At 65.3% G+C, this 18411-nt stretch carries 14 protein-coding genes and 1 tRNA gene; 11 read left to right on the top strand and 4 right to left on the bottom strand.

Annotated features, from left to right (window positions below):
• Window positions 1–71: 71 nt before the first annotated feature.
• On the bottom strand, window positions 72–1265 hold the full coding sequence (locus VFG17_RS10460) for a GGDEF domain-containing phosphodiesterase (protein WP_325029405.1): 1194 nt from the start codon (window positions 1263–1265) through the stop codon (window positions 72–74).
• Window positions 1266–1318: 53 nt separating this feature from the next.
• On the opposite strand from VFG17_RS10460, the gene moaA reads away from it, so the two are divergent.
• From moaA to VFG17_RS10435, 5 genes are all read left to right on the top strand, one after another.
• On the top strand, window positions 1319–2341 hold the full coding sequence (gene moaA, locus VFG17_RS10455; protein WP_325029404.1) for a GTP 3',8-cyclase MoaA: 1023 nt from the start codon (window positions 1319–1321) through the stop codon (window positions 2339–2341).
• A gap of 43 nt (window positions 2342–2384) precedes the next feature.
• Window positions 2385–3155 (top strand): NAD kinase, encoded by a 771-nt coding sequence (locus tag VFG17_RS10450; RefSeq protein WP_325029403.1) that lies wholly within the window; start codon window positions 2385–2387, stop codon window positions 3153–3155.
• Between the two features lie 82 nt (window positions 3156–3237).
• Window positions 3238–3312, top strand: a tRNA-Asn gene (locus VFG17_RS10445).
• Window positions 3313–3348: 36 nt separating this feature from the next.
• Window positions 3349–4128, top strand: coding sequence for a hypothetical protein (locus tag VFG17_RS10440; protein ID WP_325029402.1), 780 nt, complete (start codon window positions 3349–3351; stop codon window positions 4126–4128).
• Between the two features lie 91 nt (window positions 4129–4219).
• A complete protein-coding gene (locus VFG17_RS10435) occupies window positions 4220–5002 on the top strand; it encodes a hypothetical protein (protein ID WP_325029401.1) in 783 nt (260 codons plus the stop codon).
• 63 nt (window positions 5003–5065) lie between these two features.
• On the opposite strand, the gene VFG17_RS10430 is transcribed toward VFG17_RS10435, so the two are convergent.
• Window positions 5066–7162 carry a TonB-dependent receptor domain-containing protein gene (locus VFG17_RS10430; RefSeq protein ID WP_325029400.1) on the bottom strand — a complete coding sequence of 699 codons (2097 nt, stop codon included), beginning with the start codon at window positions 7160–7162 and terminating at the stop codon, window positions 5066–5068.
• Between the two features lie 114 nt (window positions 7163–7276).
• Between VFG17_RS10430 and VFG17_RS10425 the strand changes: the two genes are divergently transcribed.
• The 5 genes from VFG17_RS10425 to VFG17_RS10405 all read left to right on the top strand — a co-directional run bounded on the left by VFG17_RS10425 (window position 7277) and on the right by VFG17_RS10405 (window position 12039).
• Window positions 7277–7645, top strand: a complete 369-nt coding sequence (locus tag VFG17_RS10425; RefSeq protein WP_325029399.1) for a MerC domain-containing protein — start codon at window positions 7277–7279, stop codon at window positions 7643–7645.
• Window positions 7646–7745: 100 nt separating this feature from the next.
• On the top strand, window positions 7746–8078 hold the full coding sequence (locus tag VFG17_RS10420) for a hypothetical protein (protein WP_325029398.1): 333 nt from the start codon (window positions 7746–7748) through the stop codon (window positions 8076–8078).
• Window positions 8079–8198: 120 nt separating this feature from the next.
• Entirely contained in the window at window positions 8199–8867 is a 669-nt protein-coding gene (otsB, locus tag VFG17_RS10415) for a trehalose-phosphatase (RefSeq protein ID WP_325029397.1), read from the top strand.
• The gene (locus tag VFG17_RS10410) at window positions 8864–10645 is read left to right on the top strand and encodes a glycoside hydrolase family 15 protein (protein WP_325029396.1); all 1782 of its coding nucleotides are present in this window, start codon (window positions 8864–8866) and stop codon (window positions 10643–10645) included. Before otsB ends, VFG17_RS10410 begins: the two co-directional genes overlap by 4 nt.
• Complete coding sequence (locus VFG17_RS10405; protein ID WP_325029395.1) at window positions 10642–12039, top strand: alpha,alpha-trehalose-phosphate synthase (UDP-forming); 1398 nt, start codon at window positions 10642–10644, stop codon at window positions 12037–12039. Before VFG17_RS10410 ends, VFG17_RS10405 begins: the two co-directional genes overlap by 4 nt.
• Window positions 12040–12068: 29 nt before the next feature.
• On the opposite strand, the gene VFG17_RS10400 is transcribed toward VFG17_RS10405, so the two are convergent.
• Entirely contained in the window at window positions 12069–13787 is a 1719-nt protein-coding gene (locus VFG17_RS10400; protein ID WP_325029394.1) for an arylsulfatase, read from the bottom strand.
• A 214-nt stretch (window positions 13788–14001) separates the two neighbouring features.
• Between VFG17_RS10400 and VFG17_RS10395 the strand changes: the two genes are divergently transcribed.
• Complete coding sequence (locus VFG17_RS10395) at window positions 14002–16830, top strand: TonB-dependent receptor (protein ID WP_325029393.1); 2829 nt, start codon at window positions 14002–14004, stop codon at window positions 16828–16830.
• Between the two features lie 101 nt (window positions 16831–16931).
• Here the strand turns inward: VFG17_RS10395 and VFG17_RS10390 are convergent, their stop codons facing one another.
• Window positions 16932–18395: a sulfatase-like hydrolase/transferase gene (locus VFG17_RS10390; protein ID WP_325029392.1), complete on the bottom strand. Its 1464-nt coding sequence runs from the start codon at window positions 18393–18395 to the stop codon at window positions 16932–16934.
• Window positions 18396–18411 lie beyond the last annotated feature (16 nt).

Raw genomic sequence — 18411 nt, 5'->3', positions numbered from 1 at the left:
CGCATAAGATCGAAGGTTGAAAGGCGCGTTAACGCTGCGCGCGTGCCCGCCGCAGTCGCGCGGCCGACCGTCTAAAGCAGCGCCGCCAGATCGCGGGCCGGGACCGGCCCCGACTTCAAAAATCCCTGCCAGGTCGCAACCCCCAGCTCGGTCAATCGGGCCAGTTGACGCTCATTCTCGATCCCCTCGGCCACTACCAGCAGCCCGAGAGCGCGCGCGAGGTCGACGATCGCGCGGACGACAATGCGGTCGCGGTCGCTGCCGTCGATCGTCCGCGTAAAACCGCTGTCGATCTTGAGATAGTCGATCGGCAGGCGCGCGAGCAGCGACAGGCTGGAATAGCCGGTCCCGAAATCGTCGATCGCGACCGCGACGCCGAGCGCGCGGATCTGCGCCAGCTGGTCGGCGGCGCTCGCGGGATCGCTCAGCATCGCCTGTTCGGTGAGTTCGAGCGTCAGCCGGTCGGGATCGACCTTTGCGTCCTTGGCCATCGCCGCGAAGCGCCCGGCGAATTCGGGGTCGCCGAGGTCGGCGGCGGTGATGTTGAGCGAAACGCGCAGCTTGGCGAGCGCCTTGGGCCATGTCGCCATTTCGGCGAGCGCGACGCGGTGGGCATGTTCGGTAAGCTCGCATTCGAGCCGCGCCGCGCGCGCCGCGGTCACCAGCGGTCCGGCGCCGAGCAGGCCGAGTTCGGGGTGCTGCCAGCGCAGCAATGCTTCTACGCCGGTCATCGCGCCGGTCGCGACGTCATATTGCGGCTGATAATGGATCACGACCTCGTTCCGCGACAGCGCGGCGTGGACCATCACCCCGTCGCGCGCCGAAGCCGGCCGCGCGAGCTGATCGCCGGCCGCGCGCAATTGTTCGGCGACCGATTCGTCGCGCGTGATCAGCGCGGCGGCGATGCGGATCGACAGGCGGCCATTCGGATCGCCGACGATCGGCTCGGCGAGCGCGACGTGCAGCGCGCGTTCCTGAGCGCGGAGTGCCCCGAGCGACAGCGGCGTCGCGGGCACGATCAGGAAGCGCGGACCGTCGAGCCGGTCGACGCACGACCCCTGACCGAATTCGTCGCTCGCGAAATTTTCGAGCCGCCGCCCGATTTCGTCGAGCACCGAATCGCCCGTCGCCGTCCCGGCGCTGTTGTTGATGCGCGCCATCTGGTCGACCTGGACCAGAATGACGCCCGCGTCGGCATCGTGCCGAGCATGCAGGGCTTCGAGTTTGCGAACACAGGCGGAAAGGGATTCGGACAGGCGATTCATCGCGCTTTCCTAGCAGGCTTTCCTTGCCAAGCTCGTGCCTTTTGCACCACAATATGTCCGTGGCTGTCCCATTATCTCATCGCGCCGCGTCGCGGGCGCCCCTGATCGACGGAGTTGGCCGGCGGATCAGTTACTTGCGCCTGTCGGTTACCGATCGCTGCGACCTGCGCTGCCGTTATTGCATGGCCGAAGACATGACCTTCCTGCCCAAATCGGCGGTGCTGAGCATCGAGGAAATGGCCGAACTGGCGACCCGTTTCGTCGCACGCGGCGTCCGCCGCATCCGGCTGACGGGCGGCGAACCGCTCGTGCGGCGCGGCATCGATACGCTTGCGATGCGCCTCGGCGCGCTGATCGGCCACGGCCTCGACGAACTGACGCTGACCACCAATGCGATGCGGCTCGCCGAACATGCGCCGATGCTGGCGGCGGCGGGGGTGCGCCGGATCAACGTCAGCCTCGACACGCTCGATCCGGCGGCGTTCCGGCATATCACGCGCGTCGGCGATCTCGATGTCGCGCTGCGCGGCATCGACGCGGCGCGCGCGGCCGGGCTGGCGATCAAGATCAACATGGTCGCGCTCGCGGGTCTCAACGAGGACCAGCTGCTCCCGATGCTCGACTATTGCGCCGCGACCGGCTGCGATCTCACCTTGATCGAGACGATGCCGCTCGGCGAGGTCGAAGGCGACCGCAGCGATCACTATATCCCGATCCACCATTTCATCGCGCCGCTGCGCGAAACGCGCGCCATCTATCCGGTCGACAAACGGACCGGCGGCCCCGCGCGCTATTTCGCTGTCGAGGGCAGCCCGGTGACGCTCGGCCTGATCACGCCGCTCAGCGACAATTTCTGCGCGACGTGCAACCGCATTCGCCTGACCGTCGAGGGCCGCATCTATATGTGCCTCGGCCAGGACGATCATGTCGACCTGCGCGCCGCCCTGCGCGATGAAGGCGATGTCGACGGCTTGATTGATGCCGCGTTGGCTGGCAAACCCCGCGCGCATGACTTTCATATCGAACGAGAGTCCAAACCGGCGGTCGCGCGTCACATGAGTGCAACGGGCGGCTGACAGGCCGTTCCGATATTTGAAGGCACGGGGGAACCGGACCAATATGCATCGCAAGATCGCGCTTGTCGCATCGAATGCGCCCGCGGCCATGGAAGCGGAAGCCGAACTCCGCCCGCTCTATGACTTCGTCGATCTGGCCGAGGCCGACCTCTTGATCGCGCTCGGCGGCGACGGCTTCCTGCTGCACATGCTGCACCAGTTGCTCGACCAGCGCCGCAGCCTACCCGTATTCGGAATGAACCGCGGCACGATCGGCTTTCTGATGAACGAGTTTCGCGTCGAGGGGCTGCTCGACCGCATCGCCGCGGCGCGCCCCTATCTGATCCACCCGCTGTCGGGCGACATTACGACGATCAGCGGCGAGCGGCACATATTGCCCGCGATCAACGAAATCTCGTTGCTTCGCGAAACGCGTCAGGCCGCGAAGCTCGAAGTATTGATCAACGAAAAGACGATGCTCGAGGAGCTGGCCTGCGACGGCGTGCTCGTCTCGACCCCCGCCGGATCGACCGCTTACAACCTCAGCGCCAACGGCCCGATCCTGCCGCTCGATTCGGCGATGCTTGCGCTTACGCCGATCAGTCCCTTCCGTCCGCGGCGCTGGCGCGGCGCGCTCGTCCCCGAATCGACGAGCATCCGCTTCAACGTCCGCGAGGCGGCGAAACGCCCGGTCAGCGCGGTCGCCGACCAGCGCGAGATCCGCGATGTGAAGACCGTGCTCGTCACGACCGACCGCAGCCGGCCGCTGACTTTGCTGTTCGATCCCGACCAGGGCCTCGACGAACGCATCGCGATGGAACAATTTATCGTCTGAGAGTCACAAAGCCGCCAAAACCCTCTTGATAATTATATCGGTTGGCGGCAAAGGGGCCGCCTTGTCCGCATCGGCGGCGTGTTCCTCGGTAGCTCAGCGGTAGAGCAATCGACTGTTAATCGATCGGTCGTAGGTTCGAATCCTACCCGGGGAGCCATATTTTTCCAGACTTGTGCAGGGCTCGCTGAACACCTTGCTTCGACTGAACCCTGTTCCGACCACGCCCTACGTCGCACAGCTCAACATCGGGGTGGGGCGCCGCTCGTTTGCGATCGGCCTGGCCGTGGCGATCGCCGGACTGCTGCTGTTCATGCTCCTCTCGTGGGGGCCCGGAACGCTGCCTGACGCCGAGGAGGAGTCGATCAGCGTGGTGAGCCTCGAGGCCACCGAGATTGCGAAAGATGCGCCCGAGCCGGACAGCCCGGAACGCCAGCAGACCGAGGAACGAACCACCTCGCCGCAGCCAGCCACCGAAGAACCGCAGCCGCTGGAACCGCTGCCCCCGCAAGTCCCTGAACCGACGGCCGCGCCGCCGATGCCAGCAGCGCCCGTCCAGCGGCCGTTGCCGGCGAGCCCCCCGAAAACCGCGCGTCCATCGGGCGGGCAGGTTTATGGGCCGCCCAATACCGGCGGGTCGCCCTCCTCGCGCGACACCGAACGCGTGGGAACGGCGCCCAATGGCGAGCCGCTATATGCGGCGGCTTGGTATCGCGAGCCGAGCGATGGCGAACTGCGCGGCTATCTGTCGACAGCCAGCGGGCCCGGCTGGGGATTGATCGCCTGCCGCACGGCGCCTGATTACCGCGTCGAGGATTGCGTCGGGCTCGACGAATATCCCTATGGATCGCAGATCAATCGCGCGGTGCTCGCCGCGGCGTGGCAGTTTCAGGTGCGGCCGCCGCGGCTGGGCGGGCGGCCGATGGTGGGCAGTTGGGTGAGAATCCGGATCGATTACGGCACCAGGCGGCGTTGATCGCCGCTCGCACAAGGCCTTTGCTCCGCTGAACTTACTATTCCGCGGGTCCGGGTTTGATAAGGCCGCAATGATACTCTATATCATTCCAATGATATTTGATGGTAAAGAGCGACAGTCGGCTTCCGGGCTCTTTCAGGAAATCGAAGCCCTTCAGGACGGACAGACGTGGGGAAAATTTCTCGACGCCGGGACGGGAACCCACTCGATCGGCTGGATCGGTTCGCTCGTCACCGAAAGCTGGACCGCGGTGAGCGGCGCCGAAGCCCATGCCGCGCAGGTCGCCGACGCGATCGCGGCAAAGCGCCGCGCCGCCGACCGCATCATCGTCGGCAACTGGGCCGACCCCGCGCTGCTGGCGGGCGAGCGATATGACACGGTGCTGGCGGACTATCTTCTCGGCGCGATCGACGGTTTCGCGCCCTATTTTCAGCATCGGCTGTTCGCGCGGCTGCGTTCGCTCGTCGGACGGCGGCTCTATGTCGTCGGGCTGGAGCCCTATGTGACGGGCGAACCCGATAGCGAAGCGGGGCGGCTGATCTGGGAGATCGGACGTTTCCGCGACGCGTGTCTGCTCCACGCGGGCGAACAGCCTTATCGCGAATATCCGGCGCTATGGACGGTCGATCATCTCGAGGCTTCGGGTTACCGCGTCATCGCCGCCAAGCGGTTCGCGAACCGCTACAAGGAGCGTTTCGTCAACAGCCAGATAGACATGTGCGCGCCGCGACTCGCAAGGATCGCCGACCGCGGCCTCGCGGACGCCCTAGCTGCGCGCGGCGAGGCGCTGCGCGCCGAAGCCCTCGCGCATGTCGTACGCGAGGACGGGCTTCGTCATGGCTTCGACTATGTCCTGGCGGCCGAGCCCGTCTGAAAAGATCGGCGGAAGGAGGGGCGCGGGACCATATGCCCCTCCTTCCGGCCGCCCCCTTTGGCCCTAGAAGCTCGTCCGCAGCCCGAAGACGAAATTCCGTCCGCGCAGCGGTGACGCATTTTTGATGAAGGACGCGTGATTATACGCGAGTTCGTTCGTCAAATTGGTCGCGCGCACGAACAATTCGGCATCGGCCTTCGGCCCGAGCGCGAGCTTGTAAGCAAGCGTCGCGTTGAGCATGTCATAGCCTGACGTCCGCGTTTCAAACGCCGCGATCCGGTCCTGTTCGAAGACATGATAATATTCGATGTCGCCCGACAGCGGTCCCCATCGCCCGTCGGCGCGCGCGCCGAGGCGGCCGGCGGGAATGCGCGGCAGGTTGCCGAGATCGCCCTTGAACTTGGCCCGCACATAGTCGCCGAACAGCGACACGCCGACGGTGCCGAAATCATGCCGCACCTCGCCGTCGACGCCGGTGAAGGTCGCGTCGGCGGCGGTGTAGCGGATGAGCCGGAAATCCTCGAACTGGTCGAGCGTGTTGGCGAAGATATAGTCGTCGAAATCCTGATGATAGGCGCCGATCGTAAAGGTGGTCGCGCCTTTTAACTTGCGGAAGGTCAGGTCGATCGACTTGCCGGTTTCCTTGCCGAGCGTCGCGGTGCCGAGTTCATAGGTGTTCGTGGCAAGGTGGATGCCGCGCGCATAAAGCTCCTGCACATTCGGCGCGCGCTGCGAGCGCGCGAGCGACAGCGCGAGCGAATAATCGCCGCCGATGTCCCAGATCGCCGCGCCCGAGATCGAGAAGGGCTTGTGGCTGACCTCGCGGTTCAGCGTCGTCTCGATCCTCTGCCATTCCTGCCGCGCCGCGAGTTCGAACCGGACCGGACCGGCATCGAGCGTTTCCATCAAAAAGAGCGCGGTGTTGCGCGTCTCGCTTTCGGGCAGGAACGCTTCCTCGCCGACCGCGCTGAACTTGCTTTCCGAATGCTGGACCCCGAACGCGCCGCGCAGGGGACCGATCGGCTTGTGCGCCAGTTCGAAACGCAGTTCGTGCGCCTTGTTGCTGAAGGTCGTCGCCACTTCGTCATGCTCGATTTCGTCATGCTCATAGTCGGTGAACGACAGGCGGAAGCGCACCTTTTCGAATCCGGGAAGCGGATCCTCATATTCGCTGCGGATGTCGAACCGCTCGCTGCGCAGCTTCACGAACGGCACTTCCTCATGCTCGTGGTCATGGTCGTGGTCGTGATCGTGATCATGATCCTCGTCGTCGTGCCCATGGCCGCCGCAATGGAGGCTGCTGCCGTGCGGATGGCAGCTTTCATAGTCGTGGCTGTGCCCGGGCAGGCCATATTCGCTCCGCTGGCGGGTGTAGGCGACGCCCAGATAGCCGCCGCTGCCGACCCATGAGCCGCCGACGGTGAAGGTCGAGGTGTCGTTGTACGACCCGTCGACATGCCGCTCGCCAAAGCCCTTGGGCACGCGGTAGTCGTTCGACGAGCGATGGACGCCCTCGACGCGCAGCGCGAGTCCCTGCCCGCCGATGGTGATCCCGCCCACCAGCGACCGTTCGTCGTCCGCGGTGCCGAAGCGCCCCTCGACCGTGCCCGCGATGCCGCCGTCGGGGATCGACGTCGGCACCTTCTCGTCGAGAAGGTTGATCGCCCCGCCGATCGCGCTGCCGCCATAAAGCAGCGCCGAAGGGCCGCGGAGCACTTCGATTCCGCGCAGTAGCAGCGGTTCGGTCGTCACCGCATGGTCGGGCGAGATCGCCGAGGCATCGTGGACGCTTGCGCCGTCGGAGAGCGCCTGGACACGCGGCGCCGTCTGGCCGCGGATCACCGGACGGCTCGCGCCGCCGCCGAAATTGTCGAAATTGATGCCCGGCTGTCCGGCGAGCGTGTCGCCGAGCGTCGCCTGGCGGCGATGGATCAGTTCCTCGCCGGTCAGCGTGATCACCGGCGTCGCGGTTTCGTCGGCGCGAAGGCCGAGGACATTGGCCGATACAACGATCTCGGGATCGGCGGTGCTGCCGGCCTGCATGAAGCCGGCGTCGGGCCCTGCAGCCGATTTGGCCGCCGGCACCGATTCGCCCGCAAAGGCGATGTGCGGAACGGCAGCCGGAACCGCGGCGGACAGGAGGAGAACTCGAAACTTCACAAAAACCCCTTTCTTATCTGGACGCCGGCCGTATATGATACGTTATCTCATATCACAACCCCTCAAGGCTTTTCTTCCATGTGCGCTCTCCCCTCACGCCCTTCGCGGCGCCAAATGACGACGAACCTCGTCGAAGGAACGGCGGTGTCCGCCTCCCTTCTTTGCCTCGGGCACTGTCTGGCGTTGCCGCTGATCCTGCTCGCCTTACCGATGTTGGCCGGGACCTTTTTCGAATCGGAGATTTTCCACATTGTGGCGGCGGCGCTGGTTGTCCCCGCGGCCGCCCTCGCGTTCATTCTCGGTTACCGGCGACACCGCGCCCTTCTTCCGGCACAGCTAGGGGCGGCGGGGGTCGCCTGCATCGTCGCCGCGCTGTTCCCCGCTTGGGGCGAGCCGGCATCGGCCGCGATAACGGCGATCGGCAGCCTGTTCCTGATCGGCGGCCATCTCATCAACTGGCGGCTACGCCGGACCCTTGCCTGACCATGACGAGCCGCCCCGCCCGCCCGGTCCCGGCGCAGGTCGCAAAGGCGCGCGGCGCGAAAATGCCAAGCGGACGCCCGCCGAGCTTGAGGAAATCGTCATGACAATCCTGAGCGCGAGTCCGCGGCCGCTCGGAGCCTACAGAATCGCGCGCCAAAGCCGGGCGCTCGGTGTGCCGCTGGCGCCCAATCAGGTCTATCGCATCCTCGATCGGTTGGACGGGCGCGTCCACCGCGTCGAAACGCTGAATGCCTATTTCGGCGCCGACAGCCCGCCCGGAGCGATGACGATTTGTCGGAGCTGCGGCCGCACTCGCACGCTTGACGCCGGATGCGAGACCGAAGTCGACCGCTTGTGCCGGGCGGCAGGCTTCCGCCCGAACCGCGTCATCGTGGAAGTCATGGGTCTCTGCCCCGATTGCCGAGGCAAATAACGGCCGCCTCGCGGTCGATGGTTGACCCCCGCGTCCCCGGCCTCTAGCCTTGCTGCGATGCACAAAAGGGACAATCTCCCGCTTCCGCCACCGCTTACGAAATGGGCGGCGCAGCAGCCGGTGGCGCTCTTTCTGGATTTCGACGGCACGCTCGTCGAAATCGCGGAAACACCGGACGCTATCCTGGTCCCCGACGATCTTGTGCGGCGGCTCGAAGCCCTGGCGGCGCGCGTGGATGGCCGTCTCGCGCTGATCACCGGGCGGTCGCTTTCGGACATAGGCGGGCATCTCGGACGCGGCGCGATCAGGATCGTGGGGTCGCACGGCGCCGAACATGGCGATGCCGCCGTCCCGGCCGCCACGCTATCCAGCGATACGTCCATGGCGATCGCATCGCTCGCGGCGCGGTGGCCCGGCCTGCTTGTCGAAACCAAGCCGCACGGCATCGCAATCCATTACCGGCAGGAACCAGATGCCGAGGCAGCCGTCTTTAGCGTCATGGACGACATTGCAGAGCACGAAGGCCTGGCCGTGCGGCGGGGCAAGATGGTTGTCGAACTGGGACCGGCGCAAGCCAATAAGGGACGGGCGGTAGCGCGGCTTTTGGACCAGCCGCCCTATGCCGGCGCCATCCCGGTTTTCATCGGCGACGACGTTACCGACGAAGACGGTTTTGCCGCCGCCGCCGCCGCGGGCGGACACGGCATTCTCGTCGGCGCACCGCGTCCGACCGCCGCCCATTACCGGCTACCCGGCACCCGCGAGGTCTATAATTGGCTGGGCCTGTGAGCAATCTATCGCTCTGGCCGATCGGCAATTGCCAGGTCAGCGCACTCGTCGACAGCGCGGCGGGGCTCGTATGGGGATGCGTCCCGCGCGTCGACGGCGACCCCGTCTTCTGCGCCCTGATGAACGGCGAGCGACAGGACGAGGGCGTGTGGCGTTTCGCGCTCGAGGGACAGGTGCGTGCCACCCCGCGATACAGCCGCAACACGCCGATCCTCGTGACGCGCCTCGAAGCCGCCGACGGCAGCGCGGTCGATATCATCGACTTTTGCCCGCGCGCCGAACGCTCGGGACGCATGTACCGGCCGGTCGCCTATACCCGCATCGTCCGCCCCGTCGCCGGCAGCCCGCGCATCCGCATGAACCTGTCGCCGATGCGCGATCATGGTGCCGAGCGTGCCCCGACGACGCGCGGCACCAACCATATCCGCTACCTGATCGGCAACCAGCCGCTTCGCCTCACCACCGACGCGCCGGTCGGCTATCTCATGCAGGAGCTCGCCTTCCGCGTCGAATCCGACCTTCATTTCTTCCTTGGCCCCGACGAGCCCTTTACCGGCAACGTCCGCGAATCGGTGCGCGGGATGGAGGAAGCGACGGGTCAATATTGGCGCAGTTGGGTGCGCGGGCTTGCGACGCCGATGGACTGGCAGGACGCGGTGATCCGCGCCGCGATCACGCTCAAGCTCTGCCAGCATGAGGAAACCGGCGCGATCGTCGCCGCGTTGACGACCTCGATTCCCGAGGCACCGCACAGCGAGCGCAATTGGGACTATCGCTATTGCTGGATTCGCGACGCCTATTACACGGTGCAGGCGCTCAACCGGCTCGGCGCGCTCGACGTGCTCGAAAAATATCTCGCTTACCTGCGCAATATCGTCGATCGCGCCGCGGGCGGGCAGATCCAGCCGCTTTATTCGGTGATGGGCGTCGCCGAGCTCGACGAGGGCGTCGCCGAACATCTCGCCGGTTATCGCGGCATGGGGCCGGTCCGCATCGGCAATGCCGCCTATCAGCAGGTCCAGCACGACGCCTATGGCCAGATCGTGCTGCCGACCGTGCAGGGCTTCTTCGACCAGCGGCTGTTCCGCATGGCCGACGAGCGCGATTTCGAAAGCCTCGAGAGCGTCGGCGAGGTCGCCTGGGCGATGCACGACCAGCCCGATGCGGGCCTGTGGGAATTCCGCACCAAGCAGCTCGTCCACACCTATTCGGCGGTGATGAGCTGGGCGGCGTGCGACCGGCTCGGCAACGTCGCGGCGCGCATCGGCAAGCCCGAGCGCGAAGCCTATTGGAACGACCGCGCGGCGAAGATCCGCGACACGATCGAGCGCGAGGCGTGGGACGAGGCGGCGGGCCATTATGGCGCCGCCTTCGGCCACGCGCATCTCGACGCCAGCCTGCTGCAGATGGTCGAGCTGCGCTATATCCGCGCCGACAACCCCCGTTTCCAGGCGACCTTCGCCGCGATCGAGAAGGCGCTGCGCCGCGGCGAACATATGCTGCGATACGACAGCGAGGATGATTTCGGCCTGCCCGAGACCGCCTTCAACTTCTGCACCTTCTGGCTGATCGAGGCGCTGCACCTGTGCGGTCGAAGCGACGAGGCGCGCGAACTGTTCGAAAAGATGCTCGCGCACCGCACGCCGTCGGGCCTGCTCTCCGAAGATCTCGATTTCGAAAACGGCGAGCTGTGGGGCAATTTCCCGCAGACCTATTCGCTCGTCGGCATCATCCATTGCGCCGGGCTGCTGTCGCGCGGCTGGGACACGGTGCGATGAGCCGGCTGATCGTCGTCTCGAACCGCGTGTCGGTCGCGAAGGGGCGCGGCGCGGCGGGAGCGCAGGGCGGACTTGCGGTGGCGATGAGCGCGGCGCTGCACACACGCGGCGGTATCTGGTTCGGCTGGTCGGGCAACGAGGTCGAACAGTTCACGGGCCAGCTCACGATGGAACGTGCCGATGGCTTCACCACCGCGACGGTCGACCTCGAACCCCATGATGTCGACGAATATTACAACGGCTATGCCAACCGCACCCTGTGGCCCCTCTTTCACTACCGCATCGACCTTGCCGAATATGAGAATGAATTCGGCCGCGGCTATGAACGCGTCAACGAGCAGTTCGCGAACAGCCTCCACCCGCTGATAGAGAAGGACGACGTCGTCTGGGTGCAGGATTATCACTTCCTGCCGCTCGGCGAACGGCTGCGCGCGCACGGCGTACAGAACCGCATCGGCCTGTTCCTGCATATTCCCTGGCCGCCGACCCGCCTGCTCGTTTCGCTCCCGCATCACGAGCGGCTCGTCGCCGCGATGCTCCGCTATGACGTCATCGGCTTCCAGTCGGTCGAATGGCTCGAAAGCTTCCTCCATTATTGCCGCAAGGAACATGGCGCCGAGGTCGACGAGGACAGCGGCACGGTCCGCATCGGTAACCACAGCACCATCGCGCGCGCCTTTCCCATCGGCATCGACCATGCCGAATTCATGGCGCTGGGCGAAACCGAGATCGCCCGGCGATCGCAGCAGCGGCTCGAAAGCAGCGCGCGCAAGCGCACGATCGCGATCGGCGTCGACCGGCTCGACTACAGCAAGGGGCTTCCCGAACGGATCGACGCGCTCGAACGGCTGTTCTCCAGCCACGACGACATGGTCAACGAGCTGCTTTTCGTCCAGATCGCCCCGCCCTCGCGCGAAGACGTCCGTTCGTACCAACAGATCCGCGCGACGCTCGAACAGAAGACCGGCCAGTTCAACGGGGCGCATTCGGACGTCGACCTCGTCCCGATCCGCTACGTCAACCGGGGTTTCGGCCGCGCCGAATTATTCGGTTTCTACCGCGCCGCCAAGATCGGCCTCGTCACCCCGCTCCGCGACGGGATGAACCTCGTCGCGAAGGAATATGTCGCCGCGCAGGATCCCGACGATCCGGGCGTTCTCATCCTCTCGCGCTTCGCCGGCGCGGCCGAGCAGCTCACCGATGCGCTGCTCGTCAATCCGCACGATGGCGGCGAGGTCGCGCGCACGATCTGGACCGCGATGCACATGCCCCTCGCCGAGCGCAAGGCACGCTGGGAAAAGCTCTACGCCGTCGTCCGCGACGCCGACGTCATCGGCTGGGCCGACGATTTCCTCTCGGCACTCACGCTGGGCCCGGCTTTGCCCGAAGCGTAAAAGCGGCGCGCCACACCCGGCAACCGGCCCTATTTCCCGACCAGCGCCTGCGGCAGCTGCGGAACGTCCGCCCCGCCCCATATCCGGCGTTCCTTCCCTTTGAGATGCGGGTCGTAAGCCTCGCTCCACGCGTCGACATAGCTGCGCGCCGCCCAGGCGTCCCACTGGCCGGCCATCTCGCGAACCCGGCCGGGCTCCTTCGCGGCAAGATCATGCATTTCGGTGCGATCGGCGGTCATGTCGAAGAGCTGCCAAGGCTTCTCGAAGCCCGCGACGAGTTTCCACTTGCCGTCACGGACGGCGCGGTTGCCCTCATGCTCCCAGAAGATCGGCTTGCCGCGCGTCAGCGCCTCGCCGCGGAAGGCCGGAACCATCGAACGCCCCTCCATGGGCAGGATCGCATGGCCATTAAAGGCCTTTGGATATGTGGCGCCGGCGAGTTCGACGAGCGTCGGCATGACGTCGATCAGATGCCCCGGCTCGCGCACGAGGGTGCCGCGCGCCTTCGCGGCGATGCCGCGCGGCCAGTGCGCGATCAGCGGCGTCGCAATCCCGCCCTCATAGGTGTGGTGCTTATAATATTGGAAGGGCGCGTTCTGCAGCGTCGCCCAGTTCATTCCGGTCCAGACCACCGATTGCGCACTGCCCGGCAGGCCGTCGCCCTTGAGGCGGCCGTCGGGACCGCTTTCGGCGGTGCCGCCATTGTCGCTCATCAAGAGGATCAGCGTATTGTCGAGCTCGCCCGATTGTCGCAGACGATCGACGAGCGTTCCGATCGACCGGTCGACGCGGTGGATCACCGCGGCATAGACCGCCATCATCGTATCGAACCGGTCCTTCTCCTCCGCCGACAATTTGTTCCAGTCGTAACTCCCCGGCAGCGCGGCGGGCAGTTCGGCGTCGGCGGCAATGATGCCGAGCTTCTTTTGCCGCTCGAACCGTTCGCGGCGGATGACCTCCCAGCCGCGCATATAATGGCCCTTGAACTTCGCCACATCCTCGGGCGGGGCCATCAGCGGGAAATGCGCCCCGACGAAGGGCATATAGAGAAAGAAGGGTTTGCGCTGTTCGCGCGCCTCGCCGATGAATTTGGTCTGCCAGTCGATGAACATGTCCGACGAATACCAATAGCCCTGCCCGACGCGGGACGAACTGGTGGGTACGCGCTCGCCGTCGATATAGACCGATTTCGCGAGCGGCTGGGGCTGATCGCGATAATATAGCTCGCCCGAAGGCGATGTGAGCGAGCGGTCGAAGCCGCGCTGCCACGGGCCGACGCCGCGCGATATGCCGAGATGCCATTTGCCCGCCATCGCGGTGAAATAGCCCGCCGATTTCATCACCTCGGCCAAGGTAACGACGCGATCGGACAGCTTGCTGTGCAGTCCTTTCGACCCCGGCACATGGACCGATTCGAGATGCCCCAGCCCCGCCTGATGCGGATAGGTGCCGGTGAGCAGCGAGGCGCGCGACGGGCTGCACCGCGCATTATTGTAGAATTGCGTGAAGGCGAGGCCGTTTTTCGTCAGCGCATCGATGTTCGGCGTCGGAATTTCGCCGCCAAAGCTGCCCATGTCGGAAAAGCCGACATCGTCGAGCAGGATCACCACGACGTTCGGACGGGTCGGTTGCGGACGGGCCGGCGCCGCCTCGGCCGCGATTGCGGCCGACGGCAAGGCGGCTGCTGTGAGCGCCGCTATGGCGCAGCCCGCACGGGCCAACAGACGAGCAGCAAATCTGATATTCACCGGGCACTCTCCCTATTCACCGATTTATCATATATATATTGACTTTGTTTGACCCGTTGGTCAACGTCCGCGGCGAAGCGTCGACGAAAAGGGTGCGGAGAGCCGGGTAGAGTCGGGTTTGCGGCCGGGGTGCCCACCGACTCATCGACCGCCCGCCCCCAGCTTGCCGGCGCCAAGGGCAAAAATGCCTGCGCACGGAACTGGGAGAGGGAAGATGAAGAAGCAGACAGGTTTTGTGGCCGCCGTGTCGGTCATTGCACTCGTCGCGAGTGTACCGGCGTGGGGTCAGTCGACCGGCGCGGGCGGCACCGTCGCTAGCGACACCCTGGCCGACGCGCCGCAGGAAAACGCCGAGGATGCGATCGTCGTCACCGGCATCCGCCGCTCGCTCGAGCGCGCCGCCGATATCAAGCGCGAGTCGGTGCAGGTCGTCGATGCGATCGTCGCGCAGGACATCGGCAAGCTGCCCGACCCCACTACCGCCGCCGCGCTCCAGCGCGTGCCGGGCGTCCAGGTGTCGGTGAACCGCAACAACGAACTCGGCGACGTCCGGGTGCGTGGCCTTCCCGACGTGCTCACGACGGTCAACGGGCGCGAGGTGTTTTCGACGATCGGCCGCAACTTCGACCTGCAGGACATGCCCGCCGAGGCGCTGTCGCGCGTCAATGTCTTCAAGTCGCAGACCGCCGAGCTGACCGAGGGCGGGCTTGCCGGGGTCATCGACCTCCAGCTCAACCGTCCGTTCAATTTCCGGGATCCGACCGTCGTTCTCGGCGGCCGCGCCAATTACGGCGACCGCGTCGACAAGATCAATCCACAGTTCAGCCTGCTCGCGACCGACCGCTGGGACACCGGCATCGGCGAGATCGGGGCGCTGATCAACGGCACTTATTCGAAGTCCGACTATTATCGCGCCTCGACGGTGCTGTTCCAGCGGCGCAGCACCAACACCGCGCCCTTCAACACGCCGGGCTATGTCATTCCCGGCATCCTCCAGAATTTCCCGCAAGAGGGCTTTATCGAGCGGCACCAGTTCAACGGCGCGCTGCAATGGCAGGCGTCGCCGTCGCTCGAAGTTTATGCCGAGGGCTTCTACACCTATTTCCGCGACCGCGGCAGCCGCAACGGCGCGAATATCCAGCCCTTTACCAATGGCACGACGATCACCGACGTCACCCCCGGCACGAGCTGCATCAACACCTACGTTCGCTCGAACGGCAACACCCCGGTCATCCAGACCGACGCCGAGGGTAACAAGTCGTGGACGCTGACCCCGGCGCAATTGGCGAACCCGGTCGAGCTGTGCCAGCCCGAAAGCATGACCTTTGCCAACCTCGTGTCGAACCAGACGACGCAGGCGCGCGACCTCAACCAGCGCAACAAGCAGTTCGCCGGCGGGCTGAAATATGAAGAGGGCCGACTGAACGCCGTGCTCGACGTCGCCTACCAGACCTCGAAATACGAGCTGCAGAATATCACCTCGGACATCGGCCAGCGGCTGCCCAGCCTGACCGTGACAATGGATAACGACGGCCACGCCGAATATACGGTGCCCGGCGATGCGCTGCTCAGCCGCGACAATCTCTATATCCGCAACGCGCTGATCCAGAATTTCACCGAGAACCGCGGCAAGCTGTTCCAGGCCAAGGGCGACGTCGATTATGATCTCGACGGCTTCCTCTCGAATATCGCGGTCGGCGTTCGCTACGCACACCGTTCGGCCGAAGAGCAGGCGGTCAATCTCAACACGGCGACGCCCGGCGGCAATATCGGTACGGGTAGCGAGGCGACCGCGGTGCTCGTCTCCGATACCGGCCTGCCCGACGATTTTCTCGTGCTCGGCTCGCGCGCACCCGACCTCAACAATGGTTCGCGCTTCTATATTCCCAACCCCGATTTCCTCCTCTCGGAAGACGGTCTCGACGCGGCGCGTGCCTATTTCGGATTGCCCGCAGGACGGCCCGACTTCGATCCGGGACGTGCGTTCGACGCGAAAGAGGACACGCTCGCCGCTTATGTGCAGGGCAAATATGAAACCGACCTGTCGAACAGCATCACATTGGATGGGGTCGTCGGGGTGCGCTATATCCGCACGAGCCGCACGATCGGCACGTTCGTAGAGGCACAGGGCGGCGAATATGACCGACTGACCGCCGATTCGGTCGATCACGACTGGCTTCCCAATGCAACGGCGCGCTTCCGGATCGGCGACAATATCCAGATCCGCTTCGGCTATGCCAAGTCGCTCCGCCGCCCGAACTTCGAAGCGCTCAACCCGGCGATCACGCTCAACCAGTCGAACAACCCGCTGGTTCAGAGCACGGGCAATGCCGGCAACCCCGACCTCAAGGCGCAGAAATCCGAAAGCCTCGATGCGACCTTCGAATATTATTTCCCCAGCGGTTATGTCGCGATCGCGGGCTATTACCGCGACATCACCGATCGCGTCATCACGAGCGGCGCGGTCGAGATGATCGACGGCGTCGATTATTCGGTGGCGCGCCCGCGCAACGTCGGCCAAGCGACGCTGAAGGGCATCGAACTCAGTACCCAATATTTCTTCGACTTCCTGCCCGGCGCATTATCGGGCCTTGGGGTACAAGGCGCCTTCACGCTTGCCGATTCCAAGGTCGGGGGCGACGATCCGCTGGCGGGCTATCCGCTTCAGGGCGTGTCGAAATATAATTATACCGTCGGCCTGCTGTACGAAAAGAGCGGGGTTAACGCGCGGCTGGTCTATACCTATCGCTCCAAATATCTGTCGCTCGACGCCACCGGCCAACCCACGCTGCGGCCCATGACCGAAGAGACGATCGCCTCGCTTGAGGTGCCGGCGCTCGTCACCTATGCGCGCGGCGCGGGGCGGCTCGATTTCAACATCGGCTATGACATCACCGATGCTATCCGCGTCGACGTCGGCGGCACCAACATCCTCGGGAACAACACGTCGACCTATTACGACTATCCCGGATATACGAATATCAACAACGAGATGTCATATGACGAGACGACCTATTCGGTCGGCGTTCGTGTGAAGTTCTGACGAAGGAACGCGCGGCGGCAGCGATCTGCCGTCGCCCTGTCCCGCACGAAAAAGGCCCCCTCGCGACACCGCGAGGGGGCCTCTTTTTCTAAAGCCAGGGCTTATCGGCGCAGCGTCGCCATCCATGCCTTGAGCTTGCCGAGCAGGCGGTCGCGGACCGCGGGTTCGCTCGCTGCGACATCGTTCGCCTCGCCCGGATCGCGTGCCAGATCGAAGAGCTGGGGGCTCGCCCCGCCCGCCTCGGCGAGCAGCTTCCATTTGCCTTCGCGGATCGCGAAGGGCGGCGCCTGATCGCGCTCCAGCGCCGGCTGCGGCGGCTCCTTCGCCGCGCCTTCCTTGCCATAGGCCCAATAAAGATCAGGCCGCTCAGGAATCGCGCGTCCCTCGATCACCGGCGACAGGTCGACCCCGTCGGTGCCGGCGGGTATGCGCGCGCCGACGATGCTCGCGAGCGTCGGCAACAGGTCGACCCCCTGCCCCACCGTCCGCTCGTCGCGATAACCGGCCTTCGCGCGGCCGCGCCAAGAAAGGATCAGCGGCTGACGGATGCCGCCTTCGTAAAGGCTCCATTTGCGGCCGCGCAGATTTTCGGTGCTGCCCGGCGCGACATGGCCGTCCTTGTAATAGCGCTGCGCCGAGGAGGGGCCGTTGTCGCTGGTAACGATGACCAGCGTATTGTCCATCTCGCCCATCTGGTCGAGGCGGTCGAACAGGCGGCCGAGCGTCTTGTCCATCTTGACCAGCGAGGCGAGCATCCGGTCGTCGTCGGAAGATGTGCCCTTGCCCATGACGTCCGAAAGGCTTTCGTCGTCGGGCGCCCAGGGATCGTGCATGTCGTTGAGCCAGAGGTTCACGAACCAGGGCGTGTCCGCATGCTGCGCGACGAAGTCGACCGTCATGTCGGCGTAGAGGCCGGTGAGATTGGTCTTCAGCTCCCAGAAGCGCGGTCCCTCGCCGAGCTCGTCCGATTGTTCGGCGAGGAAGCGTTCCTCGTCGGAGACGAGCACGCGCGGCCCCAGTCCTTCGAAGGTCGTGAAACTATGGTCGAAACCATAAGCCGTCGGCCATGGCGCGTCGGCAATGTCGCGCCCGCCGCCCAAATGCCATTTGCCGATATGCGCGGTGTCATAGCCCGCGCCCTTCAGCAGCCGCGCGATATTGGGCAGCTTGGGGTCGAGCCAGTCCGCCTGCCCGATCGATCGATTATAGGCACGGTCGCTGACATAGTTGATGAAGCCGACCTCGGCGGGAAACCGTCCGGTGAGCAGCCCCGCGCGCGACGCCGAACAGATCGGCGCCGCGTCGTAGAATTGCGTCATCAGCACGCCCTCGCGCGCGAGACGGTCGAGGTTCGGGGTCTGGACCTTCTTGTTCCCCATCACCGACAGGTCGCCGAACCCCATATCGTCGACGAGGACGAACAGGATGTTCGGCTTGCCCGCCGCCGCGGACGGAATGGACCTGTCGGCCGCGGGAACCGCCGTCGTCACGGGCGCCGCGACGCCCATCAGCGCCGCGAACATGGTGGTCGCGGCCCAGCGGGCCATCGCGGTGCGTCGTGTCATCGGCGTTTCCCCTGCC

Origin of the sequence: Sphingopyxis sp. (assembly GCF_035686825.1) — a bacterium.
GTDB lineage: Bacteria > Pseudomonadota > Alphaproteobacteria > Sphingomonadales > Sphingomonadaceae > Sphingopyxis.
This window is presented reverse-complemented; position numbering and strand designations above follow the sequence as displayed.

Coding starts and splice junctions, on each gene's coding strand:
- VFG17_RS10450 (WP_325029403.1), top strand. CDS start 2,385: ATGCATCGCAAGATCGCGCTTGTCGCATCGAATGCGCCCGCGGCCATG.
- VFG17_RS10435 (WP_325029401.1), top strand. CDS start 4,220: ATGATATTTGATGGTAAAGAGCGACAGTCGGCTTCCGGGCTCTTTCAG.
- VFG17_RS10395 (WP_325029393.1), top strand. CDS start 14,002: ATGAAGAAGCAGACAGGTTTTGTGGCCGCCGTGTCGGTCATTGCACTC.
- VFG17_RS10460 (WP_325029405.1), bottom strand. CDS start 1,265: ATGAATCGCCTGTCCGAATCCCTTTCCGCCTGTGTTCGCAAACTCGAA.
- VFG17_RS10425 (WP_325029399.1), top strand. CDS start 7,277: ATGACGACGAACCTCGTCGAAGGAACGGCGGTGTCCGCCTCCCTTCTT.
- VFG17_RS10420 (WP_325029398.1), top strand. CDS start 7,746: ATGACAATCCTGAGCGCGAGTCCGCGGCCGCTCGGAGCCTACAGAATC.
- VFG17_RS10390 (WP_325029392.1), bottom strand. CDS start 18,395: ATGACACGACGCACCGCGATGGCCCGCTGGGCCGCGACCACCATGTTC.
- moaA (WP_325029404.1), top strand. CDS start 1,319: ATGTCCGTGGCTGTCCCATTATCTCATCGCGCCGCGTCGCGGGCGCCC.
- VFG17_RS10405 (WP_325029395.1), top strand. CDS start 10,642: ATGAGCCGGCTGATCGTCGTCTCGAACCGCGTGTCGGTCGCGAAGGGG.